26 protein-coding genes are annotated in these 26118 nt (G+C 67.7%); 12 read left to right on the forward strand and 14 right to left on the reverse strand.

The window, feature by feature from the left end; all coding sequences use genetic code 11:
* Nucleotides 1–51: 51 nt before the first annotated feature.
* Nucleotides 52–210: a hypothetical protein gene (locus tag NWF24_RS04700; protein ID WP_258353192.1), complete on the forward strand. Its 159-nt coding sequence runs from the start codon at nt 52–54 to the stop codon at nt 208–210.
* Complete coding sequence (locus NWF24_RS04705; protein ID WP_258353193.1) at nt 207–1058, forward strand: intradiol ring-cleavage dioxygenase; 852 nt, start codon at nt 207–209, stop codon at nt 1056–1058. The genes NWF24_RS04700 and NWF24_RS04705 overlap by 4 nt, the downstream gene beginning before the upstream one ends.
* Before the next feature lie 35 nt (nt 1059–1093).
* On the opposite strand, the gene NWF24_RS04710 is transcribed toward NWF24_RS04705, so the two are convergent.
* From NWF24_RS04710 to NWF24_RS04720, 3 genes are all read right to left on the reverse strand, one after another.
* Nucleotides 1094–1780 (reverse strand): response regulator, encoded by a 687-nt coding sequence (locus NWF24_RS04710; RefSeq protein ID WP_258353194.1) that lies wholly within the window; start codon nt 1778–1780, stop codon nt 1094–1096.
* Nucleotides 1781–1796: 16 nt separating this feature from the next.
* Complete coding sequence (gene bamA / locus NWF24_RS04715) at nt 1797–4211, reverse strand: outer membrane protein assembly factor BamA (protein WP_258353195.1); 2415 nt, start codon at nt 4209–4211, stop codon at nt 1797–1799.
* Between the two features lie 77 nt (nt 4212–4288).
* Nucleotides 4289–4957, reverse strand: a complete 669-nt coding sequence (locus NWF24_RS04720; protein ID WP_258353196.1) for a nuclease-related domain-containing protein — start codon at nt 4955–4957, stop codon at nt 4289–4291.
* Nucleotides 4958–5168: 211 nt separating this feature from the next.
* On the opposite strand from NWF24_RS04720, the gene NWF24_RS04725 reads away from it, so the two are divergent.
* The 4 genes from NWF24_RS04725 (at nt 5169) to NWF24_RS04740 (ending at nt 7924) form a co-directional block, all read left to right on the forward strand.
* Nucleotides 5169–6329, forward strand: coding sequence for a porin (locus tag NWF24_RS04725; RefSeq protein ID WP_258353159.1), 1161 nt, complete (start codon nt 5169–5171; stop codon nt 6327–6329).
* Nucleotides 6330–6422: 93 nt separating this feature from the next.
* The gene (locus tag NWF24_RS04730; RefSeq protein ID WP_258353197.1) at nt 6423–6683 is read left to right on the forward strand and encodes a hypothetical protein; all 261 of its coding nucleotides are present in this window, start codon (nt 6423–6425) and stop codon (nt 6681–6683) included.
* Nucleotides 6683–7294 (forward strand): ATP-binding protein, encoded by a 612-nt coding sequence (locus NWF24_RS04735; protein WP_258353198.1) that lies wholly within the window; start codon nt 6683–6685, stop codon nt 7292–7294. Before NWF24_RS04730 ends, NWF24_RS04735 begins: the two co-directional genes overlap by 1 nt.
* Nucleotides 7295–7393: 99 nt before the next feature.
* A complete protein-coding gene (locus tag NWF24_RS04740; protein ID WP_258353199.1) occupies nt 7394–7924 on the forward strand; it encodes a hypothetical protein in 531 nt (176 codons plus the stop codon).
* A 10-nt stretch (nt 7925–7934) separates the two neighbouring features.
* Here the strand turns inward: NWF24_RS04740 and NWF24_RS04745 are convergent, their stop codons facing one another.
* Both NWF24_RS04745 and NWF24_RS04750 read right to left on the reverse strand, forming a co-directional pair.
* Complete coding sequence (locus NWF24_RS04745) at nt 7935–9515, reverse strand: hybrid sensor histidine kinase/response regulator (protein WP_258353200.1); 1581 nt, start codon at nt 9513–9515, stop codon at nt 7935–7937.
* A complete protein-coding gene (locus NWF24_RS04750; RefSeq protein WP_258353201.1) occupies nt 9512–10993 on the reverse strand; it encodes an ATPase domain-containing protein in 1482 nt (493 codons plus the stop codon). The genes NWF24_RS04745 and NWF24_RS04750 overlap by 4 nt, the downstream gene beginning before the upstream one ends.
* Before the next feature lie 229 nt (nt 10994–11222).
* Between NWF24_RS04750 and NWF24_RS04755 the strand changes: the two genes are divergently transcribed.
* The gene (locus NWF24_RS04755; RefSeq protein ID WP_258353202.1) at nt 11223–11402 is read left to right on the forward strand and encodes a DUF3606 domain-containing protein; all 180 of its coding nucleotides are present in this window, start codon (nt 11223–11225) and stop codon (nt 11400–11402) included.
* A gap of 15 nt (nt 11403–11417) precedes the next feature.
* Here NWF24_RS04755 and ureG read toward each other — a convergent pair whose 3' ends face one another.
* From ureG to NWF24_RS04790, 7 genes are all read right to left on the reverse strand, one after another.
* Nucleotides 11418–12068: an urease accessory protein UreG gene (gene ureG / locus NWF24_RS04760; protein ID WP_093077507.1), complete on the reverse strand. Its 651-nt coding sequence runs from the start codon at nt 12066–12068 to the stop codon at nt 11418–11420.
* Between the two features lie 16 nt (nt 12069–12084).
* Nucleotides 12085–12762: an urease accessory protein UreF gene (locus NWF24_RS04765; RefSeq protein WP_258353203.1), complete on the reverse strand. Its 678-nt coding sequence runs from the start codon at nt 12760–12762 to the stop codon at nt 12085–12087.
* A 181-nt stretch (nt 12763–12943) separates the two neighbouring features.
* Nucleotides 12944–13546 (reverse strand): urease accessory protein UreE, encoded by a 603-nt coding sequence (gene ureE, locus NWF24_RS04770; RefSeq protein ID WP_258353204.1) that lies wholly within the window; start codon nt 13544–13546, stop codon nt 12944–12946.
* Nucleotides 13547–13634: 88 nt separating this feature from the next.
* On the reverse strand, nt 13635–15353 hold the full coding sequence (gene ureC / locus NWF24_RS04775; RefSeq protein ID WP_258353205.1) for an urease subunit alpha: 1719 nt from the start codon (nt 15351–15353) through the stop codon (nt 13635–13637).
* Nucleotides 15353–15658: an urease subunit beta gene (locus tag NWF24_RS04780; RefSeq protein WP_021008918.1), complete on the reverse strand. Its 306-nt coding sequence runs from the start codon at nt 15656–15658 to the stop codon at nt 15353–15355. The genes ureC and NWF24_RS04780 overlap by 1 nt, the downstream gene beginning before the upstream one ends.
* Nucleotides 15659–15666: 8 nt before the next feature.
* The gene (locus tag NWF24_RS04785; RefSeq protein WP_258353206.1) at nt 15667–16266 is read right to left on the reverse strand and encodes a HupE/UreJ family protein; all 600 of its coding nucleotides are present in this window, start codon (nt 16264–16266) and stop codon (nt 15667–15669) included.
* Nucleotides 16267–16291: 25 nt separating this feature from the next.
* A complete protein-coding gene (locus tag NWF24_RS04790) occupies nt 16292–16594 on the reverse strand; it encodes an urease subunit gamma (protein WP_093057424.1) in 303 nt (100 codons plus the stop codon).
* Between the two features lie 104 nt (nt 16595–16698).
* Here NWF24_RS04790 and NWF24_RS04795 point away from each other — a divergent pair, with 104 nt between their 5' ends.
* From NWF24_RS04795 to NWF24_RS04805, 3 genes are all read left to right on the forward strand, one after another.
* Entirely contained in the window at nt 16699–20313 is a 3615-nt protein-coding gene (locus tag NWF24_RS04795) for a hybrid sensor histidine kinase/response regulator (protein WP_258353207.1), read from the forward strand.
* A 23-nt stretch (nt 20314–20336) separates the two neighbouring features.
* Entirely contained in the window at nt 20337–21344 is a 1008-nt protein-coding gene (locus NWF24_RS04800) for a response regulator transcription factor (protein ID WP_093057426.1), read from the forward strand.
* A 139-nt stretch (nt 21345–21483) separates the two neighbouring features.
* A complete protein-coding gene (locus tag NWF24_RS04805) occupies nt 21484–22152 on the forward strand; it encodes a hypothetical protein (RefSeq protein ID WP_258353208.1) in 669 nt (222 codons plus the stop codon).
* Nucleotides 22153–22163: 11 nt separating this feature from the next.
* Here NWF24_RS04805 and NWF24_RS04810 read toward each other — a convergent pair whose 3' ends face one another.
* A complete protein-coding gene (locus NWF24_RS04810; protein ID WP_258353209.1) occupies nt 22164–23084 on the reverse strand; it encodes a LysR substrate-binding domain-containing protein in 921 nt (306 codons plus the stop codon).
* A 202-nt stretch (nt 23085–23286) separates the two neighbouring features.
* Between NWF24_RS04810 and NWF24_RS04815 the strand changes: the two genes are divergently transcribed.
* Entirely contained in the window at nt 23287–24405 is a 1119-nt protein-coding gene (locus NWF24_RS04815) for a threonine synthase (RefSeq protein WP_258353210.1), read from the forward strand.
* 19 nt (nt 24406–24424) lie between these two features.
* Nucleotides 24425–25408 carry a Bug family tripartite tricarboxylate transporter substrate binding protein gene (locus NWF24_RS04820; protein ID WP_258353211.1) on the forward strand — a complete coding sequence of 328 codons (984 nt, stop codon included), beginning with the start codon at nt 24425–24427 and terminating at the stop codon, nt 25406–25408.
* 21 nt (nt 25409–25429) lie between these two features.
* Here NWF24_RS04820 and NWF24_RS04825 read toward each other — a convergent pair whose 3' ends face one another.
* Nucleotides 25430–26056, reverse strand: coding sequence for a helix-turn-helix transcriptional regulator (locus NWF24_RS04825; protein ID WP_258353212.1), 627 nt, complete (start codon nt 26054–26056; stop codon nt 25430–25432).
* Between the last annotated feature and the right edge of the window lie 62 nt (nt 26057–26118).

Genomic DNA, 26118 nt, shown 5'->3' on the forward strand with positions numbered 1-26118 from the left:
GGAGGAATTTTCTCCACCATTTCTCCTGAATCGGCCCGCACGATGCAGCCCATGACCCCCCACATGGACCTGCCGCTGCAGCTGGCGATCACGGTGTTTTTCTGGCTGATCGCCCAGGCGTGGACGCTGTTCGTCTTCTGGGCGGAGGGATGCGCCACGCGGCCCTCCGCGCCCGGCGCCGGACCGATCGACAAGGAAAAGACACCATGACATCCCCCGATTCGCTGCTCCCCGGGCGCCGCGGCCTGCTGGCCGCCCTCGGCGCCGCTGGCCTGTCGGCATCGGCAAGCCCGGCACTGGCCGCGCCGCGCCGCCTGCCGCTGACCGCGCAGGCCACCGAAGGGCCGTACTACCTCGACCTCGCACTGGAGCGCCGCGACATCACCGAAGGGCTCGACGGCGTGCCGCTGGACGTGCGCTTCACCGTGTGCGATGCGGCCGGCCGGCCGCTGCCCAAGCTGCGCGTGGACCTGTGGCACTGCGACGCGCTGGGGCGCTACTCGGGCTTCGGCGAGCAGGGCGACGACCGCGCCCAGTCGTTCGAAGGCAAGACCTTCCTGCGCGGCAGCCAGCACACCGACGGCGAAGGCGCCGTGTCCTTCGGCACCGTGTACCCGGGCTGGTATGCGGGGCGCACCACGCACATTCATTTCAAGGTGATCAAGGGCGCGCACGCCGTGCTCACCTCGCAGTTCTTCCTGCCCGATGCGCTGAGCGAGTTTCTCTACACGCAGATGCCGCTCTACCAACGCGCGCGCCTGCGCGACACGCTCAACAGCGTGGACGGCATCGCGCTGAAGGCCGGCGCAACGGTGCTCGGTGCGGTGCGCGAGGAGCGGCAGCGCTACGTTGCCACGCTCGCGCTGGTGGTGGACCCGGCGGCGACCCCGGTGGTCGACCGGCCGCCGCGGCCCGGTGCTGGCTTTGGGGGAGCTGGTGGCCCGCCGCCCGGTGGCATGCCGCCCCCTGGTGGCGGTGGCATGCGTCCGATGCGGCCCCGTGCGCTGGAAGGCACTGCGCGCGCCCGCGCGTTGGTGCCGCCGCGCGCCGAAGGCTGAGCCTCGCAAGCCGCGCTTGCAGCGGGCGTGCGGGCTCAGGCCGGCCGCTCCGCGAAGCTGAAGCCCACGCCGTAGACCGAGCGGATCCAGTCGTGCGAGGGCACGGCGGCCGCGAGCTTCTTGCGCAGGTTCTTGATGTGCCCGTCGACCGCGCGCTCGTTGACGTCGAAGGCCTCCGGAAACGCGGCTTCGAGCAGCTTGGAGCGCGTGAACACCCGGCCGGGGTCGCGCGACAGCGCCCGCAACAGCAGCAGCTCGCGGCGCGTCAGCCTCAGCGCGCGACCCTCCAGGCAGGCGTTGCCGCGCGGATCGTCGAAGCGCACCGCTGTCGAGGGCCGGGCGGCCGTATCGCGCCACTGCGCATGCCGGCGCAGCACCGTGTGGATGCGCGCCACCACCTCGCGCGGCGAAAAGGGCTTGCAGACATAGTCGTCGGCGCCCAGGTCGAGCGCCAGCAGCCGGTCGGCCTCCTGCGCGCGCGCCGTCAGCATGATGATCGGGTGGTTGCCGTGCGAGCGCACCGTCTCCAGCACCTGGATGCCGTCGATGCGCGGCAGCACGATGTCGAGCAGGGTGAGCGCCGGCGGCATGCTCAGGATGCGCTCCAGCGCCGCCGAGCCGTCTTCGACCTGCTCGACCTCGTGGCCTGCGCCTTGCAGGTGGCCGAGCAGCAGCGGGGCGCTGCTGTCGCGCCCGTCTTCCACCAGCAGGATGCGAGCCATGGCCAGGGCACTCCGCTCAGAAGGAGGTTCCGATCTGGAACTGGAAGCGCTGCGTGCGGTCGGCCGCGATGTTGTTGGCCGTGTCTTCCTTCTGGTAGATCAGCGGTACCGCATAGGCCAGCCGCAGCGGGCCCAGCGGCGAGATCCAGCTGATGCCGATGCCGGCAGATGCGCGAATGCGGTTCTGCGCCTTCCATTGCGCGTCCGTCAGGCTGGCGGTGCGGTCGGCGAACACGTTGCCCGCGTCGAAGAAGGTGTACATGCGCAGCGTCTTGTCGTTGCCTGCACCCGGGAATGGCGTGCTGAACTCCATGTTGAAGATCGCCTTGCGCGTGCCGCCGAGCGCACCGGCCGTGACCGAGTCGAGCGGGCCGAGCGAGTTCTGCTCGAAGCCGCGGATCGAGCCCAGGCCGCCGGCGTAGAAGTTCTTGAAGATCGGGTAGGTGCTGTCGCCCAGCGCCCGCGCATAGCCGAGTTGGCCGTTGATGGCCAGCGTGTACTGCTTGGACAGCGGAAAGTACTGCTGGTACTGGTAGTTGGTCTTCAGGTAGCGCAGTTCGCTGCCCACGCCGATTTCGAGGTTGGCGCTCTGCAGCCGGCCGCGCGTGGGCACCAGCGCGCTGTCGCGGTCGTCGCGCGACCAGCCCAGCGTGGCCGGGATGCCCACCACGCTCGACTTGGCGCAGGTCACGCTCGGCGCGGTGCCCGTGCACTTGAAGTAGTCCAGGTAGGCCTGCGGTGTCGCGGTGTACACGTACGAGCCGTCGACCAGCGTGTAGGTGCCGTTGGTGCCGGGGGTGAACGACCAGCGCTCCAGGCCGATGCCGAGAAACACCGTGTCCTGCTCGCCCACCGGAAAGCCGAAGCGGATGGAGCCGCCTTCGCTCGCAAGCTTGTAGTTGCCGTCGGCCTCGTAGTACGGCCGCGTGGTGGTATGGAACACGTTGATCGTGCGCGAGATGCCGTCCTTGGTGAAGTACGGGTCGGTCGCCGTGACCGAGATGGTGCGGTTGTACGAGCTCGTGTTCACGTTCAGCCCCAGGTAGTTGCCGCTGCCGAAAACGTTCTCCTGCGTGATGCCGAAGCTCAGCGAGACCTTGTCGGTGGACGAGTAGCCCGCGCCCAGCTGCAGCGAGCCGGTCGGCTTCTCGGCCACGTTCACCACCAGGTCGACCTGGTCGGGCGAGCCGGGCACGTCGACGGTGTCGACATTCACCTCGGTGAAGAAGCCCAGGCGGTCGACCCGGTCACGCGAGGCGCGGATCTTGTTGCCGTCGTACCAGGCGCCTTCGTACTGGCGGAACTCGCGGCGGATCACCTCGTCGCGCGTGCGCGCATTGCCGCCGATGTTGATGCGCCGCACGTACGCACGGCGCGAGGACTCGGCCTTCAGCACCAGCGTGACGCGGTTGTTCTCGCGGTCGATCTCGGGCTCGGCCTTCACGCGTGCGAAGGCGTAGCCGAAGGTGCCGAAGTAGTCGCTAAAGGCCTTTGTGGTGGCGGCCACGTCTTCGCCGTTGTAGGGCGCGCCGGGGCGGATGGTCACCAGCGTCTTGAACTCGTCCTCGTGGCCCACATAGTCGCCCGCGAGCTTCACGCCGGCCACCACGAACTTCTGGCCTTCGATGATGTTGATGGTGAGGGTCAGCGTCTGCCGGTCAGGCGAGATGGCGACCTGCGTCGACTCGATGCGGAACTCCAGGTAGCCGCGCGTGATGTAGTAGGAGCGCAGCGTCTCCAGGTCGCCGTTGAACTTGGTGCGCGAGTACTGGTTGGACTTGGTGTACCAGTCGAGCCAGCCGCCGGTGTCCTGGTCGAACAGGTCGAGCAGCGTGCTTTCGCTGAAGGCCTTGTTGCCGACCACGTGCACTTCCTTGATGCGCGCGGACTCGCCTTCGGTCACGGTGAAGGTCAGGTTCACGCGGTTGTTCTCCAGCGGCGTGACGGTGGTGATGACCTGTGCGTTGTAAAGACTGCGGCTGATGTACTGCCGCTTGAGCTCCTGCTCGGCGCGGTCGGCCAGGGCCTTGTCGTAGGCCTGCCCTTCTGCGATGCCCACCTCGCGCAGGGCCTTCTGCAGCGCGGCCTTGTCGAACTCCTTGGTGCCCACGAAGTCGACGTCGGCGATGGAGGGGCGCTCTTCCACCACCACCACCAGCACGTTGCCGTTCACGTCGATGCGCACGTCCTTGAAGAGGCCGAGCTTGAACAGCTCGCGGATGGCGGCGCTGCCGCGTTCGTCGCTGTAGGTGTCGCCGGCGCGCAGGCCCATGGTGGCGAAGACGGTGCCGGGTTCGACGCGCTGGAGGCCCTCCAGCTTGATGTCCCTGACGGTGAAGGGTTCGACGGCCCAGGCGGGAAGAGCGACGAGAGGGGCGACGAGAGAGGCAAGCAGCGCGCCGGCCGCTGCGAGGGACTTGGGAAAGTGCATCGACGGATGGTCTTTGCCAATGTCGGAGAAATTTGGGACTTTTCTCCGGCTGCCCCGGGCCGCTCGGGGTCTTTACATTACTGCAACCCCATGGCGTTTGAGGCCGGCCATGCCGGCGCCGCCTGTTCGCCCGCGACGACCCCGGCTCTTTCTCGGCAGTTCTGCAGATGCTCTTCGAGCGACAGGGACCCTTGTATCTGCAGCAGGCGCTCCACCGTGCGGTCGACGGCCTCTTCGTCGAGCAGACGGTAGGTGCGCGCGGTGCGCCCGTTGTTGCGCACCAGGCGCGCGATGTAGGGCAGGTCCTGCTGGGTGATGACGGCCGCCGGCATCACGCCTTCGAGCTCGATGCCTTCGCACGGCAGCAGCACGAAGTACTGCAGCCGCAGATCCTCGGGCAGCAGGCTGCGTAGCTGGGTGGTCTTGCGTCCGCCCTGCCATGCGGGGTCTTTCACCTCGCGCGCGCTCTTGCCGCCGTTCAGGCGCAGGAACCAGCGCGGCGGGGACTGGTCCGACTTCTTGCGATAGACAAAGGCATTGCGCCAGGCCTTGATTTCGAACAGGTAGAGGCCGGTTTCGCACACCACCACGGCATCGATGCGCGCGGTGCGCACCGCATGCCCCTCGGGCATCGGAATGATGAGGTTGCGAAGAATGCGCAGGTAGGAAAAGGCGGGGCTGAATGCGCTGGTCAGCTGCTGCACACCCAGCGAGGTGGCGACGGTGCTTGGCATGGCAATGGTCATGGATGACTCCTTCGGTCGCCGAGCATTGCGCTGCTTTTGGGAGACTTCTTGTGTGAGGTGTTTCCTCCGGTTGTGCGGGGCTTCTCCCGGCGCAGTGCACGCAAACAACAGTTCACGCAAAGCAGAGGCATTCACAAGATTCCTCCGAATTTGAACGAGACGATGCGTGCCTGCTGCTCGATGGAGAGCCGCTGCAACTGGAGAACCCTGAATGAAGAAAACCCTCACGGCATTCGCTGCCCTGGCCGTCTGCGGCCTGGCTTCTGCCCAATCGTCCGTCACGTTGTTCGGCGTCGTGGACGCTGGCCTGACCTACCAGTCGAGCACTTCGCGCGACACGACCACCGGCGCGTCGGTCAAGCAAAGCAAGACGAGCCTGGGCAACTCGGCCTACAACTCCAGCCGCATCGGCTTCCGCGGCACCGAAGACCTCGGCGGCGGGCTGGCAGCGAGCTTCTGGCTCGAAGCGCCCATCACCAACGACGACGGCGCCACCGGCGTGTCCACCTTCAGCCGCCGCTCCACCGTGAGCCTGTCGGGTGGCTTCGGCGAACTGCGCCTGGGCCGCGACTACACCGCCACCTTCTGGAACGACACCGTGTTCGATCCGTTCGGCACCAACGGCTCGGGCACCAACGTCATCAGCACCGTCAGCGGCAACACCACCATCAACAACGCCAACTACGTGCGTGCCAGCAACTCGATCGGCTACTTCCTGCCGCCGAACCTGGGTGGTTTCTACGGCCAGGTGCAGTACAGCCTGCACGAGAACGCCAGCACCGACGCCACCAGCACCACGGCCGCCTCCAGCAGCACGGCAGGCCGCTACGTCGGTGGCCGCTTCGGCTACGCCAACGGTCCGCTGGACGTGGCGCTGGCCGTGGGCCAGAGCACCGTCGTGGACACCACCGCGCTGGAGCGCAGGGTGCAGACCATCAACCTGGGTGCTTCGTACGACTTCGGTCCTGTGAAGCTGTTCGGCGAGCTGTCGAACGTGAAGAACAAGTTCGACTACGCGGCAGCGGCTGACACGCACGACACCTACAACGGCTACCTGATCGGTGCGACCGTGCCGGTGGGCGCAGGCCTGATCCGCGTGGCGTACTCGCAAGTGCGCTACAACGAAGGCACGGCCGGCATCACGGGCGAAGACCCGATGGCACGCAAGTTCGCAGTTGGCTACGTGCACAACCTGTCCAAGCGCACGGCGCTGTATGCGACGGTGGCGCGCGTGAACAACCGCAACGACGTGAACTACACGGGCAGCCTGGTGTCGGCCAGCACCACGGGCTACGGCAGCACGGGCACGGCCTACACGGGCCTGCCGCGCTCTTCCACCGGCTACGACTTCGGTATCCGCCACGCGTTCTGATGCAGAACGCGCGCCGCGCGGGAGAAGAAGAGCACGCGCTCTTTTTCTTCCGCGCGGCTTTTTCGTTTTCTACCCAGCAGTGAGCTTCTTCCAATGAACCGAATTGCACTCCTCGCGGGCGTGCTGGCTGCCACCGGCCTGACCGGCTGCATCATGCTGCCCCCGCCGCCCATGCCGTATCGCCCGCCACCACCGGGCTTTCGCGGCGAAGGGCCACCGCCGATGTTCTACGGCGCCCCCAGGCCGCCACCTCCCGGATGGGCCGCGTGCGACGCCTACGGCGGCGTGCAGGGCGGCTGCGCACGCGGCATGCCGGGCGAGCCCGACATTCAACAAGCCCCGGGAGCGCGCTGATGAGCGGGGGACAACTGCATTCCGGCAGCCTCGGCGCCATCATCGCCGGCGTAATTCTTCTCGGCCTTGGCGGCGTGGTCTGCTTGATGGCCTCGCTGTTCATCGCCAACATGCGGAACGGCGCAAAGGCGCGCGAGCTCGCGGCACAGGCCCGCAGCGAGGCGCGGCAAAGAATGAGCGCGAGCCGCGTGCAGGACCTGCGACCGCTGCTCGACGCCGCCCCGGACTGCCAGGGCATCCGTCTCGACATCCAGCTGCCGGCTGAGGCCGTGCCCGTGCTGGCGATCGAGGCCGAGCTGCGCGAGCTGCTCGCCAAGGTGACGGACTACGCGGCCAGCGTGATGCGCGCGGGGGCCACGCTGCAGGTTCGCGCGCATGCGGAAGGCACGCAGGCCGTGATTCACTGGCACGACCTCGATGCCGTCGACGTGCGCCCGCCGCTTGCGCGGTTTTTCGACACCGCGCAGGCCGCGATTGCAGGGGCCAGTGCCAAGGCCTGCGAACGCATTGCCGGCCATCATGGTGGACGCATCTATTCAGCCCCGGATGCCGGCGGCGTGTTGGGACTGACACTGCGCCTGCCGCTGCTGGCCGACGAGCGCGCTCACTGATCGATTGATTGACTGACTGATCGACGCAAGGCCGGCATGGACGGGCCTCGTGGAACTCCGCGTCATACTCGCGGTCCCACGGTGCCGCCGCTTTCCCCGATGCCAGACGTGCGATCTCTTGTTTTCCTGACGACTTTTCTCCGTGCGCTCGCTGCGAGCGCGACCCTTCTCGCCGCCGGTGCGCTGCATGCGCAGGCCCTGCCGCCGGGCGTCCGGCTGGGCATGACGGCCGAGGAGCTGCAGGCCGTGCTGCCTGCTGCCGAGCGCGTGCAGCGGCCGCAGCGCCTCGGCGGCGGCCTCGTCGGCAATTGGCGTGCAGCGCCGGTCGAGATGGCCGGGCTGCTGTTCGAGCCGACCTTCTTCTTCGCCGCCTCGGAGCTGCGACGCGTCGAATACGTCGCGGCGGCGCAGGCCACGCCCGACAACGGCGCCGCAGCCTTCGCGGCACTGGTGCAATGGGGCCGCGGGGCGTTCGGCAACGAACTCGCATCGCGCGACCCGGGCAGCGCGTACGCCGCCTGGGTGAGCAATGACACCGACGTCTACGTGCAGCAGGTCAGCGACCCGCGCCGTGCGAGCGTGCGGCTGGTCTACAAGGCGCGGCAGCTGCGCGACGGCAGCGAGCTCTGAACGGGGTGCCTCAGGCGGCGCCGCGCTGATCGAGCTTTTGCAGCGCCACCGCCAGTTCCTCTACATCGACCGGTTTCAGCAGGTGATGGTCGAAGCCGGCCTGCGCAACGCGCAGTCGGTCGTCGGGCTGGCCCCAGCCCGTGAGCGCGATCAGCCCGATGCCATGCAGCCGCGGATGCGTCCGCAGGCGGCGCGCCAGTTCGCAGCCGTCCATGCCGGGCATGCCGATGTCCAGGATGGCGACCGAAGGCTGGAAGTGCTCGGCCTTCGCCAGCGCATCCAGGCCGCTGAAAGCCACGGTCGCCTGCGCGCCGAGCAGGCCCAGCAGTGCCCCGAGTGACTCGGCCGCGTCGCGGTTGTCGTCCACCACCAGAATGCGGTGCTGCACCGCCATCGTCGCCTCCGAGGCTCCGGCCTTCGCGCCGGCCCGCAACCCGTGGTCGAGCAGCGGCAGGGACACGGTGAACTCGCTGCCCTGGTTCGCGCCGTCGCTCCTGGCACTGACCGTGCCGCCGTGCAGCTCCACCATGCTCTTGACCAGCGTGAGGCCGATGCCCAGGCCGCCCTGCGCGGCGCGCGCGGTGCCGCTCACTTGCACGAACATGTCGAAGATCGCGCCCAGCATGGTGGATGGAATGCCCGCGCCGCTGTCTTTCACGCGCACCACTGCATGGCCGTGGCCGTCGTGCTCGACGAACACGTCGATGCGTCCGCCCTCGGGCGTGTACTTGGCGGCGTTGTTCAGCAGGTTCGCGAACACCTGCGTGAGGCGCACGCCGTCGCCCTTCAAGGCCAGCGAGGCATCGGCGACGTGCACCCCGAGCGTGTGGCGGCCGGCGTCCATCAGCGGGCGGCTGAGCTCCACCGCGCCGCGGATCACCTGGTCGAGCGCGAGCTCGTCCAGCTGCAGCTCGATCTTGCCGCGCGTGATGCGCGAGACCTCCATCAGGTCGCTCACCAGCCGCACCATGTGGTCGAGCTGGCGGCCCATGAGGTCGTAGTAGGGCCGGGCGGCTTCCGACGTGAGCGGCTTGCGCTTGAGGATGGCCAGCGCGGTGCTCAGCGGTGCCATCGGGTTGCGCAGCTCGTGCGCCAGGGTGGCCAGGAATTCGGTCTTGCGCCGGTCGGCCTCGTTGAGGTCTTCCAGGATGCGGCGCAGCTCGTACTGCCGCCGTCGTGCGCGCAGTGCGCTGCGCAGTGCGCTCACCAGCGAGGCCACGCGGATCGGGCGCTCCAGCACGGTGACGTTGGCCATGCCTTCCATGGCGGTGGTGATGGCGCGCGAATCGGCGCCTTGCCGCGCGAGTATCAGCACCGGGAGGTCGGACCAGGGGGACTGGGCCGCCACGGCCGCGGCGAGTTCGGTGGCGCCGCTGCCCGCGAGCATTTCTTCGGACACCAGCAGAGCGCCGGCGCCGCGTTCGGTTTCGCGCAGCAGTTCGGGGAGGTCGGCGCACACCTGTGTCTCGATGCCGGCGCGCAGAAGCACGGCGGCGGCCATCACGGCGTCCTTCGCGGTGGCCGTTCTCATGAGCACGCGCAGCTGCGGGTCTCGCAGCTGCGGCAGCTGGATCGTGGGGCCGTCGGTCACTGCGTTGGCGTGGCAATGCCGTCGATCGGCACGGGCACGCCAGTCAGGATGCCTCTGAAATGGCGCAGCGGCTCTCCTACGTTCAGGCCCCGCTGGTCCATCGAGAACGCACGGATGGAGCGCTCGTGCGCGCCGCCGCGCTTCTTGAGCACCGAGATGGCCTGGCGCACTTCGCCTTCGGCCTCGTAGTAGCGCAGCAGCACCACGGCGTCGGCAAGGTAGCTGGCGTCCACAGGTGTCTGCATCTGCATGCCGATGAGCCCGTGCTGCGCGCCGACCAGCAGCGTGGCCACGCCGGCCTGCCCGAGGTAGGTGAGCAGCTCGTGCAGCTGCACGATCAGAAAGCGCTCGTCTGGCATCGCGTTGAGGTAGCCGTTCAGGCTGTCGATGACGACCACCTTCGCGCCGTGCTGCGTCACGGCCTGGCGGATCTCGTGCACCAGCTCGCCGGGGGAGAGTTCCGCCGGGTCGACCTGCTTGATGCGGATGCGGCCCGATTGCAGGTGGGGATCCAGCGACATGCCCAGGCCGGCGCTGCGCGTGCGCAGGGTGTTGACGCTTTCGTCGAAGATGAAGAGCGCGGCCGTCTCGCCGCGCTCGGCCGCCGCAATGGCGAATCGCACCGCCACCGACGACTTGCCCGTGCCCGGCGCGCCGACGAACAGGGTGCTGGTGCCCTTCTCGAGGCCGCCGCCCAGCAGCGCGTCGAGCGCCTCGATGCCGCTGGGCAGCTTGGTCAGCGCGGTGTCGTTGACGTGCTCGGCCGCCACCAGGCGCGGAAACACCTGCAGGCCGCCGCGGTGAATCTTGTAGTCGTGGTAGCCGCCCCGGAACGACTGGCCCCGGTATTTCACGACCAGCAGCCGGCGGCGCGCGGAGCCGTAGTCGGAGTGCGACTGCTCCAGCCTCACCACCGCGTGCGCGATGCTCTGCACCTGCAGGTCGTGTTCGGTGGCGGTCATGTCGTCCAGCAGCAGCACCGTGCACTGGCGCCCCGCGAAGAACTGCTTGAGCGCCAGGATCTGCCGGCGGTAGCGCAGCGAGGTGCCCGAGAGCAGCCGCAACTCGGAGAGCGAATCGAACACGATGCGCGAGGGCTTGATGGCCTCCACGTCGCTCAGGATGCGCAGCGTGGTTTCGCTCAGCTCCACCTCGGAGGGGTGGAACATGGTGTATTGCTCCTCGGGCTGCAGGCTGTCCTGCGTGGGCAGCATCTCGCGCACGTGGATGCTGGAGATGTCCCAGCCGTGCGAGACGGCCACGCCGCGCAGCTCGTGCTCGGTTTCGGACAGCGTCACGTACAGCACCGACTCGCCGCGCGCCGCGCCTTCGAGCAGGAACTGCATCGCGATGGTCGTTTTGCCGGCGCCCGGCGTGCCTTCGAGCAGGTAGAGCCGGTTGGGCTCGAGGCCGCCGCCGAGCACGTCGTTCAGGCCCGGTACGCCCACGCTCAGCAGTCGCTGGTGATCAGGCTCCATGGTGGCTTCTCCATTCCATGAGTGAATGAGGTCAATGCCAAATTCAAACATCGAAGCCGTGGGGCCGCGTGCAGGACGGCGCCGCATGGCGCGCCACGGGGAGCGACTATGGGAAATGTCCTGCACGGGGCAGCGGAATCGTCCGGCTGGCCGGGTAGGGCGGATGGAGAAACTGCCCTACCGGCTCCCGCCGCCCTTCCTTCTTAATTTGGCTCTTCAGGAGAAGACGATGCGCGAAGACACCCAGATCCGCATTCCCCAGGACGATGAACGGATCGACGTCACGGACCTCAAGGAGGTCGACTACTGGACCCAGTGGTTCGGCGTGAGCGAAGAACGCCTGCGCATCGCAGTGGCCTCGGCGGGCACCGCCAAGGACGACCTGCGGGTCTACCTCGGCCTGCCTTGATTCTTTCCGGAGGCCTCAGCCCGCGGCGAGCATGCCGCGCTCTTCGATGAATGCCACCACCTCGGCCACGCCTGTGAGCGTCTTGAGGTTCGTCATCACGTAGGGGCGCTGGCGGCGCATGCGCTGCGTGTCCTGCTCCATCACGTCGAGATTGGCGCCCACGTAGGGCGCGAGGTCGGTCTTGTTGATCACGAAGAGGTCGCTCTTGGTGATGCCGGGGCCGCCCTTGCGCGGAATCTTTTCGCCGGCCGCCACGTCGATCACGTAGATCGTGAGGTCCGACAGTTCGGGGCTGAAGGTGGCCGCGAGGTTGTCGCCGCCAGACTCGACGAACACGATGTCGGCGTTCGGAAAGTCTTCGAGCATGCGGTCGATGGCTTCGAGGTTGATCGAGGCGTCTTCGCGGATGGCGGTGTGCGGGCAGCCGCCCGTCTCCACGCCCATGATACGTTCGGCCGGCAGCGCGCCGGCCACGGTCAGCAGGCGCTGGTCTTCCTTGGTGTAGATGTCGTTGGTGATGGCGATCAGGTCGTACTTGTCGCGCATCGCCTTGCAGAGCATTTCGAGCAGCGTGGTCTTGCCCGAGCCGACCGGGCCGCCGATGCCAACGCGCAGCGGGGGCAATTTCTTGGTGCGATGGGGGATGTGGTGCAGGGCGGAGGTCATGGAGGAAGTGTCCGGTTCAGCTTCGGAAGAGGCGGGAATATTGTGTTTCATGGCGGGCCGACAACACCGCCAGCAGGGGCGCGAAGGCCTGGCGTTCGTCGTCGCCGAGGGCCATGGCGCGTGTCACGGCCTCAGGGATTTCCTGCGCCAGCCGCCCGAGGATGCGCTGGCCCGCGCTCTGGCCCAGCGGCACGGCCTTGACGGCTGCGGCGACCATGTTCTCGGCCCAGCCAAAGGCAAAGGCCAGGCAGCCGTCGTGCACCGTGGCACCGGTGCGGCTCACTGCAAAGGCGAAGGCGATGGGGTAGCTCGCAGGCAGGTCGGCGAAGACTTCGGCGGTGTCAGCGTGATGCAGCTTGAGCCACTCGACGAAGGAGCGGCCCATCTGTTCGGTCTGCAGGAAGAATTCGGCCGATTCGCGGGTGGTCATCACCCATTCGTTGAGTTGGCGAATGCGTTGAGTGTCGTTGGCACGCCAGGCCATGACGGCTTGCGCGAAGGCTGCGAGGTCGCCGCGAGCGAAGCTCAGGTGCAATTGGTCGGCGAGCCATTCGGCTGCGCGCGGTTCGGAATCGATGCCGGCCCATTCGACTGCGGCCTCGACGCCTTCGGAATACGAGAAGCCGCCTACGGGCAGGGCTGGGGAGGCCAGCCAAATTAGCTGGAGGAGGCTTTGAGCGGCTGGGTCTGGCATGTCAGCTTTTCAGCGCGCGCTGTATTTGCGTGTCCGGGGTGCGTGCGAATGACACCGGGTGCTTCCCTCCGCGAATGTCCCCGCCTTCGGCTCCTCCTTTATTTCGCTGCGGGGAGCACCCGGTGCCATTCGCACATGGGCGCAGTCGGAACGACGAACAACGCATCGACGCAATTTCATCTCAGTGCGAGTGACCATGATGACTGTGGTCGTGACCGTGCGAGTGGTCATGGTCGTCGAGCAACTCCGGCGCGAGCACGAGCGGCTTCGGGCCATTGCTGTGGGAATGTCCGTGGTCATGACCGTGACCACCGCCGTGCGAATGCTCGTGCGATCCGTATGCACCGCCCTCGGGCTCGAAAGCCTCATCGACCGCCACGACGATCAGGTGCATCGAACGCAGCATGTCGGCCAGCACATGGTCGGGCTCGATCTTGAGGTGGTCGGGCTTCAACTCGATCGGCACGTGCCGGTTGCCCAGGTGATAGGCCGCGCGCGTCAGGTCGAAGGGCGTGCCATGGGCCGTGCAGTGCGTGATGCGCAGTACTGGCTGCGGCGCAGCGATCACGCGCACCAGCGAACCGTCTTCAGCCACGAGAACGTCACCGCCCCGCACGGCGGTGCCGCGCGGCAGGAACACGCCGATCTGGCGGCCCTGCGAGTCGGTGGCGTCGAAACGGCTCTTCTGGCGGATGTCCCAGTCGAGCTCGATGGTGGCAGCGCGCTTGAGCAGCACGGGCGCAAGGCCGCGGCCCTGGGGCATGAGTTTGTTGGCGGTGAGCATGGTGCGAAGGGAGCGCCCCGGGGCGCTCGTTGGCTGAATGAATACCTTCGAGGATACGCAGCCTGTCAAGCAGGCGCATACCCCGGCTTCAAAACAGGAAATACCGCTGCGCCATTGGCAGCAGCTTTGCCGGCTCGCAGGTCAGCAGATGCCCGTCGGCGCGCACCGCGTAGGTCTGCGCATCGATCTCCATCTTCGGCGCGTAGCTGTTGTGGATCAGGTCCTTCTTGCGCACATTGCGGATGTTCTTAACCGCACTCAGGTGCTTGCTCAGGCCGTAGCGCTCCTTGATGCCCGATGCCAGCCCGGCCTGCGAGACGAAGGTCAGCGAGCTCTTTGCCAGCGAGCCGCCGTACGCGCCGAACATCGGGCGGAAGTGTACCGGCTGCGGCGTCGGGATCGACGCATTCGGGTCACCCATCGCCGCCATTGCGATGGTGCCGCCCTTCAGTATGGTGAACGGCTTCACGCCGAAGAAGGCCGGCTTCCAGATCACGATGTCGGCCCACTTGCCGACCTCCAGCGAACCCACCTCGTGCGCGATGCCGTGCGCAATGGCGGGGTTGATCGTGTATTTGGCGACGAAGCGCTTGGCGCGGAAGTTGTCGTTGCGCTCGTTATCTTCGGGCAGCTTGCCGCGCTGCAGCTTCATCTTGTGCGCGGTCTGCCAGGTGCGGATGATGACCTCGCCGACGCGGCCCATGGCCTGGCTGTCGGAGCTGAACATGCTGATGGCGCCCAGGTCGTGCAGCACGTCTTCGGCGGCAATGGTCTCTTTGCGGATGCGCGACTCGGCGAAGGCCAGGTCTTCTGCGATGCCGGCGTCCAGGTGGTGGCACACCATGAGCATGTCGACGTGTTCGTCGAGCGTGTTCACTGTGTAGGGCATCGTTGGGTTGGTGGAAGAGGGCAGAAAGTTGGCTTCGCCCACCACGCGCAGGATGTCGGGCGCGTGCCCGCCGCCCGCGCCTTCGGTATGAAAGGCGCAGATGGCGCGTCCGCCCACGGCTGCAATCGTGTTCTCGACGAAGCCCGATTCGTTGAGCGTGTCGCTGTGAATGGCCACCTGCGTGTCGGTGGCGTCGGCCACGTCCAGGCAGTTGCTGATGGCCGCGGGCGTGGTGCCCCAGTCTTCGTGCAGCTTCAGGCCGATGACGCCGGCTTCGATCTGCTCGTGCAGCGCGTGCGGCAGGCTGGCGTTGCCCTTGCCGAGGAAGCCCAGGTTCATCGGAAACGCGTCGGCCGCCTGCAGCATGCGCTCGATGTGCCAGGGGCCGGGTGTAGCCGTGGTCGCGAAGGTGCCGGTGGCGGGGCCGGTGCCGCCGCCGAGCATGGTGGTTACGCCGGAAGACAGCGCCTCTTCGATCTGCTGCGGGCAGATGAAGTGGATGTGGCTGTCGATGCCGCCTGCGGTGACGATGTTGCCCTCGCAGCTGATGATCTCGGTGCCCGGGCCGATGACGATGTCCACGCCTGGCTGCACGTCGGGATTGCCGGCCTTGCCGATGGCGGCGATGCGGCCGTCCTTCAGGCCGATGTCGGCCTTGACGATGCCCCAGTGGTCGAGGATGAGCGCGTTGGTCAATACCGTGTCGACGGCGCCTTGCGCCCTGGTGCGCTGCGACTGCGCCATGCCGTCGCGAATCGTCTTGCCGCCGCCGAACTTCACCTCTTCGCCGTAGCCGCCCGCGCGCAACGTGTAGTCGGCTTCAACCTCGATCAGCAGTTCGGTGTCCGCAAGACGGACGCGGTCGCCCACGGTGGGGCCGAAGATTTCGGCGTAGGCACGCCTTGAAATGGTCGCCATCAGAGCTTTCCTTGAACCAGGCCACGAAAGCCGTAGACGATGCGATCGCCGGAAAAATCGACCAGCTCGACCGTGCGCTGCTGGCCCGGCTCGAAGCGCACCGCTGCGCCCGAGGCGATGTTCAGCCGCATGCCGCGCGCGGCCTCGCGGTCGAAGCCGAGCGCGCCGTTGGTCTCGGCAAAGTGATAGTGCGAGCCGACCTGGATCGGCCGGTCGGCGGTGTTCTGCACCACCAGCGTGAGGGTGCGGCGGCCGGGGTTGAGCGCGTGCTCGCCGTCGTCGGTGAGGAGTTCGCCAGGGATCATGGCCAGCCTCAGATGGCTTGGGCCAGCAGCGTCGCGCCCAGGCCGAGCACTGCGGCGCCGGCCACGCGCGGCACCCATGCGTTGGCGTGGCGCAGGGCCCAGCCCATTGCGATGCCGGCGGCGTGCAGCAGCAACGTGGCGCAGACCATGCCGGCCAGCGTGAGGGCCGCGCCTTGTTCGCTGGCCAGCTCGTAGCCGTGGGCCACGCCATGGAACACCGCGAACACGCCGACCACCGCCATGGCCACCACCGCCGGCAGATGCACGCGCGTGACGACCAGCAGGCCCAGCACCAGCAGCGAGGCCGCGATCATCGGCTCGACCGCCGGCAGCTGCACGCCGGCCAGGCCCATCAATGCGCCCACCAGCAGCATGCCGGCGAAGGCGAGAGGCGCCCAGAGCAGGTCGGGCCAGGCGCGGCGCGCGGCCAATGCGCTCCAGAAGCCGACCGCAACCATCGCGGCCAGGTGGTCGGCGCCGGTCAGCGGATGCAGGAAGCCGGTGGTGAAGCCGTGGTGCAGGCCGCCGTCGACGCCGGTGTGGGCGCTGGCTGCAAGAGGCAGCAGGAAGGCGAGCAGGGCGAGGGTTCTGGAGGCGTTGTGGCGCATGGAAAGTCCTTTTGTTCTTTGAATTTCAGACGATGGGCTGGTGCACGGTGACCAGCTTGGTGCCATCAGGGAAGGTGGCTTCGATCTGGATGTCCGGAATCATCTCGGCGATGCCGTCCATCACGTCGGCGCGGGTGAGCACGGCGCGCCCGTCGCTCATGAGCTCGGCGACGCTCTTGCCGTCGCGGGCGCCTTCCATCACGGCGGCGGAAATCAGGGCGATGGCTTCGGGGTAGTTGAGCTTCAGGCCGCGGGCCTTGCGGCGTTCGGCGAGCAGCGCCGCAGTGAAGATCAGCAGCTTGTCTTTTTCGCGCGGAGTCAGTTCCATGGGGTCGGCATCGGGTGGCGGAGAGTGGCGGCCATTATGGGCAAGCCGGCTTCTTTGCAACAGTCGTGCCCTGTTCGCCAAAAGCCGTACGGGTGGCATGAAAGATGCACCGAAACGGTGTGAACCCCGACGCCGTACCCACCACCCCTGACGACGCGCCGCAGCGCATCGTCAAGGTTCGGCGCGACTACAACAGCTGGGTGGCCAGCGAGACGCTGGAAGACTACGCACTGCGCTACACGCCGCAGCGCTTTCGCAAGTGGTCCGAATGGCGGGTGGCCAACACGGCCTTCGGGGCGGCGTCGTTCCTGATCCTGGAGGCGGTGGGCGCCACGCTGCTGGTGCAGTACGGCTTTGCCAATGCCTTCTGGGCGATCCTGGCGACGGGGCTCATCATCTTCCTGGCGGGCGTGCCGATCAGCGTGTACGCGGCGCGCTACGGCGTCGACATGGACCTGCTCACGCGCGGCGCGGGCTTCGGCTATATCGGCTCCACGCTCACCTCGCTGATCTACGCGAGCTTCACTTTCATCTTCTTCGCGCTCGAGGCGGCTGTGATGGCCTATGCGCTGGAACTGGCGCTGGGCATCCCGCCGGTCTGGGGCTACCTGGTGTGTGCGCTGGTGGTGATTCCGCTGGTCACGCACGGGGTGTCGGCCATCAGCCGGCTGCAACTGTGGACACAGCCGCTGTGGCTGCTGATGCTGGTGGTGCCTTTTGCCTATGTGCTGGTGCGCGATCCTGGTGCGTTTGCGGGCATCGTGCACTACAACGGGGTTCGTTCCGGCACCAAGGGTTTCGATCTGCACCTGTTTGGCGCTGCCCTGACGGTCGGCATTGCGCTGATCACGCAGATGGGCGAGCAGGCCGACTACCTGCGCTTCATGCCCGCGCGAACCGCAACCACGGCGCGCCGCTGGTGGGCCGGGGTGCTGGCCGGGGGCCCGGGCTGGGTGGTGCTGGGGGTGCTCAAGATGCTGGGCGGGGCGCTGCTGGCCTATCTGGCGATCACGCACATGGTGCCGGCCGACCGCGCGGTCGATCCGAACCAGATGTACCTCGCGGCCTACGAGTACGTGTTTCCGAACTACGGCTGGGCGGTGGCGGCCACGGCGCTGTTCGTGGTGATCTCGCAGCTCAAGATCAACGTCACCAATGCCTATGCGGGCTCGCTGGCCTGGAGCAACTTCTTCTCGCGCGTGGCGCACAGCCATCCGGGGCGTGTGGTGTGGGTGGTGTTCAACGCGCTCATCGCCTTCATGCTGATGGAGATGAACGTGTTCGAGGCGCTGGGCGACGTGCTCGGCCTGTTCGCCAACATCGCCATCGCATGGATGATGGCGGTGGTGGCAGACCTCGTCATCAACAAGCCGCTGGGGCTGTCGCCACCGGGCATCGAGTTCAAGCGCGCGCACCTGTGGGACATCAACCCGGTGGGCGTGGGCGCGATGGCGCTGGCGTCGGTGCTGTCGATCACGGCGCACCTGGGCGTGTTCGGGCCGCTGGCGCAGGCGTTCTCGGCGTTGATAGCGCTGGGCACGGCGTTGGTGGCCTCGCCGCTGCTGGCCTGGGCGACGGGGGGCAAGTACTACCTGGCGCGCGGTTCCGACGAGGCCCACGGCGCCGTGGCCTTCGCACCTGCCGAGGGCCCGCGCGCGGTGCGCTGGGCGAAGGTCGAAACGGGGAGCTACCAGCGCCTGAAAGTGCAGCACTGCGTGATCTGCGAGCGCGAGTACGAGGGGCCGGACATGGCGCACTGCCCGGCGTACCAGGGCGCGATCTGCTCGCTGTGCTGCACGCTCGACGCACGCTGCGGCGATTTGTGCAAGCCGCATGCGAGCCTGTCGTCGCAATGGTCGACGGTGCTGCGCTGGCTGCTGCCGCGGCGCAGCTGGCGCTACCTGGACACCGGGCTGGGGCACTTCCTGCTGCTGATGCTCGTCATCGTGCCGCTGCTGGCCGTGGTGTTCGGCGTGCTCTACCAGCAGGAGCTGCGCGCCTTCGGCGAGGGTGCACTGGAGTTGGCGTCGGAGGCCGACGTGGCCGCGGCGCTGGCCGGCGTGCAGAAGCTGTCGCTGCGCTCGGGCTTCCTCAAGGCGTACATGGCGCTGCTGGTCATCGCGGGCATCGTCGCGTGGTGGCTGGTGCTGGCGCACCAGAGTCGCAAGGTGGCGCAGGAAGAATCGAATCGCCAGACCCATCTGCTGGTGCGCGAAATAGAGCTGCACCGCGAGACCGATCGCGCCCTGCAGGCCGCCAAGCAGGCAGCCGACGAAGCCCGCGAAATCGCGGAGCAGGCCAAGCTCGCAGCCGAGCTGGCCAAGCAGGCCGCCGACCAGGCCAACCAGGCGAAGAGCCGCTACATCAGCGCCATCAGCCACGAGCTGCGCACGCCGCTCAACAGCATCCTGGGCTACGCGCAGCTGATGGGCGAAGACCACTCGGTGCCGCCGCACCGCCAGCAGGCGGTGGCGGTCATCAAGCGCGGCGGGGAGCATCTGCTGTCGCTCATCGAAGGCACGCTCGCCATCGCGCACATCGAGGCCGGCAAGCTCACGCTGCATGCACGACCGATGCGCTTTGCCGACACGCTGCGCGAGCTGGCCGACATGTTCGAGCTGCAGGCGGCGGAGAAGGGGCTGCAGTTCCGCTTCGAGGCGGCGGGGCCCTTGCCCGAGGTGGTGCGCGCGGATGAAAAGCGCGTGCTGCAGATTCTCATCAATCTGCTGGGCAACGCGATCAAGTTCACGGCAGTTGGGCAGGTCACGCTGCGGCTGGCCTATGCGCGCGAGTTCGCGTCCATCGAGATCGAGGACACGGGCCCCGGCATGCCGGCCGAGGACATCGAGCGCATCTTCGAACCCTTTGCGCGCGGCAATGCCGCAGGCATGTCGGCCGCACCGGGCGCGGGGCTCGGGCTCACCATCGCCAAGATGCTCACCGACCTGATGGGCGGCGAGATGAAGGTGCAAAGCACGCCGGGCGAAGGCTCGCTCTTCTGCGTGCGCCTGTTCCTGCCGCGCGTGCACGACACGGTGGCCGGCACCGGCCGTCCGATGCCGGTGCAGCGCGCGCGGCGCGGCTACGAAGGCCCGCGCCGCCGCCTGCTGGTGGTCGACAACGAGGAGGCCGACCGCGACCTGCTGGGCCATGTGCTCGCGCCGCTGGGCTTCGAGCTGCGCAGCGCGGCCAGCGGGCACGATGCGCTCGACCTCATCGCGGCTGGCTACCGGCCCGATGCGATGTTCGTCGACCTCGCGATGCCCGGCATCGACGGCTGGGAAACCATTCGCCGCGCGCGCAAGCTGGGGCTGACCGAGGCGTCGGTGGCCATCGTCTCGGCCAACGCTTTCGACAAGGGGCTGGACAACGACGTGGGCATTGCGCCGGAAGATTTCTTCGTCAAGCCCGTGCGCCACACCGAGCTGCTCGATTGGCTCGAACGCCGGCTCGGGCTGCAATGGACCGACACCGCCGCCAGGCCCGCCGCGGCTGTGGCACCGCGTGCGATGCAGGCGCCTTCGCTGGCCCGCCTGCGCGCGCTCGACGAGGCCGTGAGCCTGGGCTACTTTCGCGGCATCATGAACCAGCTCGACGACATCGACGCCGCGCAGCCCGAATGCGCATCTTGGACCGAAGCGCAGCGCGTGCTGGCCCGCCAGTTCCAGTTCGAGGCCATGAGCCGCGCGCTGGCCGAAGCCGTCGAAAGCGCCGCATGACTTCGACGACGCCACCTCCCGCCATGGAAACCTCACCACTCGCCAAGACCCTGCGCGAACAGCAGGGTGCCAACAGCGATCTCGTGCTGATCGTCGACGACGTGCCCGACAACCTCGCGGTGCTGCACGACGCGCTCGACGAATCGGGCTACACCGTGCTCATTGCCACCAACGGCGAGCAGGCGTTGCAGCGCGCCGCGCAGGCGCGGCCCGACATCGTGCTGCTCGACGCGATGATGCCGGGCATCGACGGCTTTGAGGTCGCGCGCCGCCTCAAGGCCGATGCGGCTACGGCGCACATTCCCATCGTGTTCATGACGGGGCTCACCGAGACCGAACACCTTGTGGCAGCACTCGAAGCCGGCGGGGTCGACTACGTCACCAAGCCCATCAAGCCGAAGGAAGTGCTGGCGCGCATGAACGTGCACCTGCAGGGCGCGCGCCGCGCGCGGCAGGACGCGCGGCAGGCCGGCCAGGCGCGCAATGCGCTCGATGCCTTCGGCTACGCCAGCATCACCGTGCGCCTGCCCGAAGGCCGGCTGATCTGGCAGACCGCGCTCGCGCGCGACCTGCTGCAGCGCTACTGCGACACGCGCGCGCCAGAGACGCCGCCCGCCGTGCTCGAATGGCTGCGCAGCCACACGCCCGATGCGCGTCAGCGCGGCATCGAGCCGCCGGCGCTGTCGATCGTGCAGGGCGCGAGCAGCCTCACGCTGCGGCTGCACCAGCAGACCAGCAGCGACGACGACGGCGACGAGTGGATGATCATCATGCGCGAGGTGTCCGACACCGCCGTCATCGAAGCCATGAGCCTGAGCCTGAAGCTCACGGCGCGCGAGGCCGAAGTGCTCTACTGGGTGGTCAAGGGCAAGACCAACAAGGACATCGGCGAAATCCTGGGCAGCAGCCCGGCCACCGCCAAGAAGCACCTGGAGCGGGTGTACGTGAAGCTCGGCGTGGAGACGCGCACGGCCGCGGCCGGCGTGGCCATCAAGCGCATTCGCGAGCTGCAGCCCCAGTTCGAGATCTGAAGAAGAACACCGGCTGCCGGCGCCGCGTCATGGCGTGTACTTTCGGCGTCCCTAGAATGGTTCGAGGGCCCCCGGGACGCGCACGATGAAGAACAACAGGCACGACAGAACAACAACCCGACCGCCATGCAGCGGCTGGATGCTTGCTGCTTCCTGCCTGTTCGCGAACCTTGCAGCGAGCCCGGGCGCGCATGCCGCGGGGCATTTCGACGTGGACGATGCCAGCACGCTCGACCCGGGCCAATGCCAGTACGAGACCTGGTGGGGCCGCACGGGTGTGGAGCCTGTCACGGGCTTTCACTTCGGGCCTGCCTGCCGTGTCGGGCCGGTCGAGCTGGGACTGAACTTCGACCGCACCTCGGTGAGTGGCATTCATTCGGTCACCGGCGGACCGCAGCTCAAGTGGAATTTCTACGGGCAGGCGGCTGACGCGCCGTTCAGCGCCGCCGTGTCGATGGGCGCGGTGTTCGACCTGAAGCGCGGTGGCCGCGCGGGCGGGCAGTTCGTGGTGCCCCTGACGTGGCGGCCGCTCGAGAGCCTGCAGATCCACGCAAACGTGGGCGCCGACTGGGCCAACGGAACCGGTGCGCGCACGCCGCGCGGCGGCATCGGCGTCGAATGGGCGCTGAACGACACCGTGTCGCTCATCGCGGAACGCAACCGGGCGGCGGGCCTCTGGACCTCGCGCATCGGAGGGCGCTTCAGCATCACGCCGCTGATCAGCGTGGATGTGAGCACATCGCGCACCGGGCCGCAGGGCGTGCGCGGCTTCGTGATCGGGCTGAACCACGAGTTCACCTGGAAGTGAACCGCTGGTGATCAGCGCAGGTAGCGCTGTATCCGCTTCTCGTCCTCGGCCAGCTGCTGGCGCATGAGCGAAATGAAATCCCGCGCTGTGGCCGAGAGCACCTTGCCTGCCGGCAGCGCCAGCAGGCAGGTGAAGTACACGTCAATCGAAAACTTGCGCACCACCAGCCCGCGCTCCGCGTAGTCGAGCGCGGTGATCGGGTTGACCAGCCCCACGCCCAGGCCGCGCAGCGCCATCTCGCACACGCTGGCCGCATAAGGCGTCTGCACCAGCACCCGCAGCGCGACGCCGTGCGGGGCCAATGCCGCTTCGAGCCGCTGGTGCGAAGGGTCTTCGGGGTTGAGCGAGAGAAAGGGCGCCTCGGCCAGCTGCTCCGGCTTGATGGTCTTGAAGCGGGCCAGCGCGTGGCCTGCCGGCATCACCACCACGCCGGGAAAGCGCGAGAAGGTGGAGTGGTCGATGCCTTCGAGCGAGAGCTCGTCGGCCATCAGCCCGAAGTCGGAGATGCCCATGGCCACGCGGTCGCGCACGTCCTTGGAGCTCAGCACCTGCAGCGACACCTGCGGCCAGGGGCTCGCGCCGCGGTGCGCCTTCAGCCGTGCCAATGCGCGCGGCATGAAGCCCAGGCCGTAGGCCGGAAAGCTGCTCAGCTCCAGCTGGCTGACGCCGAAGTCGCGCAGGCTGCGCACGCGGTGCTCGATGGCGTCCATGCCGATGAACACCCGCTCTACCTCGACCCACAGTGCGCGTGCCTCGGGCGTGGGCACCAGCCGCCCGCCGGTACGCTGGAACAGCAGCATCCCCGCTTGGGTCTCAAGGCGCTTGAGCGACTGGCTGATGGCGGGCTGCGTCACATGCAGCAATGCAGCGGCCTTGCGGGTGGAGCTGCCGCGCATGAGAGCCCGAAAAGTTTCGATCTCGCCGAATCGCATCGATAAGTTTTGTTATCGGTTGAGTATCTGAGGCTGCATAATTTTATTTCCGATTGCATAAGATTTGGTCACAACTTCTGACGCATCACCCGTGACGACATTGCCCGTTCTGGACTTCAAGTTCGCCGCTCCTCCCCCGGATCCCCTGGCTCATCCTCCGGGTAATCCCTTGGGGCTGGTGCGTGACCAGGCACCCAAGCCCATGCGCAACCCGAACCTGCGCGGGCTGCAATGCCTGCGATGCGATGCGCTCTACCCGGTCACGCTGTCGCACGACGGCTGTCCCGCATGCAAGCGCGCGGGCTTCCACGTGGCGCTGCGCGCCAGCTACCTGCCCGACAGCACCGAGGCGATACCCATGCCCTACACCTCCGGCTTCGCGCTGGGGGAGGGGCAGACGCCGCTGCAGGACATGCCGGAGCTGGCGCAGCAGTTCGGCGTGGCGCGCCTGGCCCTCAAGGACGAATCGCGTAACCCCACCGGCTCGCACAAGGACCGCATGACGGCGGTGGGCGTGGCGCAGGCGCTCGACTTCGACGCCCACACGCTGGTGCTGGCCTCGTCGGGCAACGCGGCCGTGTCGGCTGCGCACTATGCATGGGCCGCGGGCCTGGGCTGCGAAGTGGCGACCTACGAGGGCATGCCGGCCACCTACACGCGGCAGCTCGACGCACTTGGTGCGCGGCGCTATGTCTTCGCCGACAACGCGGGCCGCTGGGCCTTCGTGCGCGAGCGTTCGCAGCACCCTGGCTACTTCGCACTGACCAACTACCGCCTGCCCGCGCTGGGCAGTGCTCCGCTGGCCATCGAGGGCTACAAGCCGATTGCGCTCGAATGCGTGGCCGATGGCGGCCTGCCGGATCACATCGTGATTCCCACCGCGCGCGGCGACCTGGCTTGGGGCATCTATGCGGGCTTTCGCGACCTGATGGCCGCGGGGCGCATTGCGCGCCTGCCCAGGCTCTGGCTGGTGGAGCCATTCCCGCGCCTGGCGCGCGTGCTCGCGGGCGGCGCCATCAATGGCAGCTACCCGGGCCACACCGCGCAGTTTTCCACTGCGGGGGCCACCGTCACCTACCTGCAGTGGCAGGCCGCGACCGCCACAGGCGGTGGCGCAGTGGTCGTGGGCGACGACGAAGCGCGCGCCGCGCGGCGGCTGCTCAGCTCGGTCGGCGTCAGTGCTGAGCTGTGCGCGGCGGGCGGCCTGGCCGCATTGCGCCAGCTGCGCGAGAGCAACGCCATCGCTGCCGATGCGCACGTGGTGCTGATGCTGACCGCCAACGCGACCGGCGACCCGAGCTGGCCCGACCGCCCGATCTAACTTCCTTCAGGAACTCACCATGCCGACGATGCAACGCCGGGCCTTTCTGGCCGCCGGCTCTACAGCCCTGCTCGCTTCGTTTCGACCGGCGTGGGCGGCCTACCCCGACAAGCCCGTGAAGCTCATCGTGCCGTGGGCCGCCGGCGGCAGCACCGACGCCATTGCACGGGCGATGGCGCAGCGCATGAGCCAGACCCTCGGCAGCCCGGTGATCGTGGACAACCGGCCCGGTGCCGCCGGCATGATCGGCACCGACGCGGCGGCCAAGGCCGCGCCCGACGGCTACACCATTGCCATCGTCGAGCTGCCGCATGCGATTGCGCCGGCCGTGACAGCGAAGCTGCCCTACGACCTGCTGCGCGACTTCACGCCCGTGACCATGATCGGCACCTCGCCGCTGGTGTTCTTCGCGGGCATGGACGACGACAGCAAGGACTTCAAGACCTTCCTGAAGACCGCGGCTGCAAAGAGTGCGCCGCCGGCCATCGCGCACAGCGGCGCGGGCACGGTGAGCCATCTTGCGGCCGAACTGCTGGCGAGCCGCACGAAGATCAGGTTCAACATGGTCCCGTACCGCGGCTCGGCGCCCGCGCTCACCGACGTGGCGGCGGGCACGGTGGCGGGGCACTTCGCGACGCTGGCCAGTGGCTCCAGCCTGCTGGGCGCCAACCGCATCCGCCCGCTGCTGGTGACGAGCACGCAGCGCGTGACGAACATTCCCGGCCTGCAGAACGTGCCTGCGCTGGCGGAGAACGGGCTCAAGGGCCTGGAGATCGACCAGTGGTGGGCCATGGTGGCGCCGGCCACCACGCCGCTCGACGTGATCGAGAAGCTGCGCCGCGAGGCCATCGCCGCGCTCGACCATCCGTCGGTGAAAGAGCGCCTGTCGGTGTTGGGCGTGCAGATGAAAGGCTCGACGCCGGCGGAGCTGCGCGCCTTCCTGCGCTCGGAGGCCGAGCGCTGGCAGAAGGCCGCGCACGAGATCGGCCTGCAGCCGCAATAAGCGGGCTGAACAGGCTGGGCCTTACTTCGCGTCGCTGTAGACCGTGGCGCGCGACACGCCCATGTGCGCCGCGGCAATCTCGGCGCCGCGGCGAACCTCCAGCAGGCCCGCCTTCTTCAGCTCCTGCACGAGCTGCTTGCGGTCGGCCGGCTTCAGCGAGCGCGAAGTGGTCGCGCGCGTGGCCGCGAAATCGTCGATGCGCGCGTGGATGCGGTCCGAGTGGTTGCCGCCGGCCTCGATGTGCTCGTGCACTTCCTTGTCGTCGATCTTCGTGAATTGCGAGATCGCGGCCTGGAAGCTCTGGAACAGCGTGAGGTCGACGTTGAGGCACAGCGCCGCCACGTACTCGCCGCTGTCGTCCTTGATGCCGATGGACGTGCTCTTGACCTTGCGGCCGTCGGGAAAGGTGTTGGCGTAGTTCGCGATCACCGCCGGAAACTCCGGGTCTTGGATGCGCGCGAGACCCAGCTCCGTGACTGACTGGCCGACCTCCCGGCCGCTGAGGCTGTTCTCGATGGCGTAGATCGCGTTCTTCGGGTTGCTCAGGTCGTGCACCACGACTTCACAGAAGGGCGCAAAGGTCTGGCCCAGGCCTTCGGCCATGTTGCGCAGCATCTCCAGGACCTGCTTGTTCGACTTTTTCTTCATGCCGAGGAATGTATCCAGCTCTGGACGAACAATCCAATTTATACAAAAAGTATAGTGTTGGA

This window comes from Variovorax paradoxus (assembly GCF_024734665.1).
Taxonomy (GTDB): domain Bacteria; phylum Pseudomonadota; class Gammaproteobacteria; order Burkholderiales; family Burkholderiaceae_C; genus Variovorax.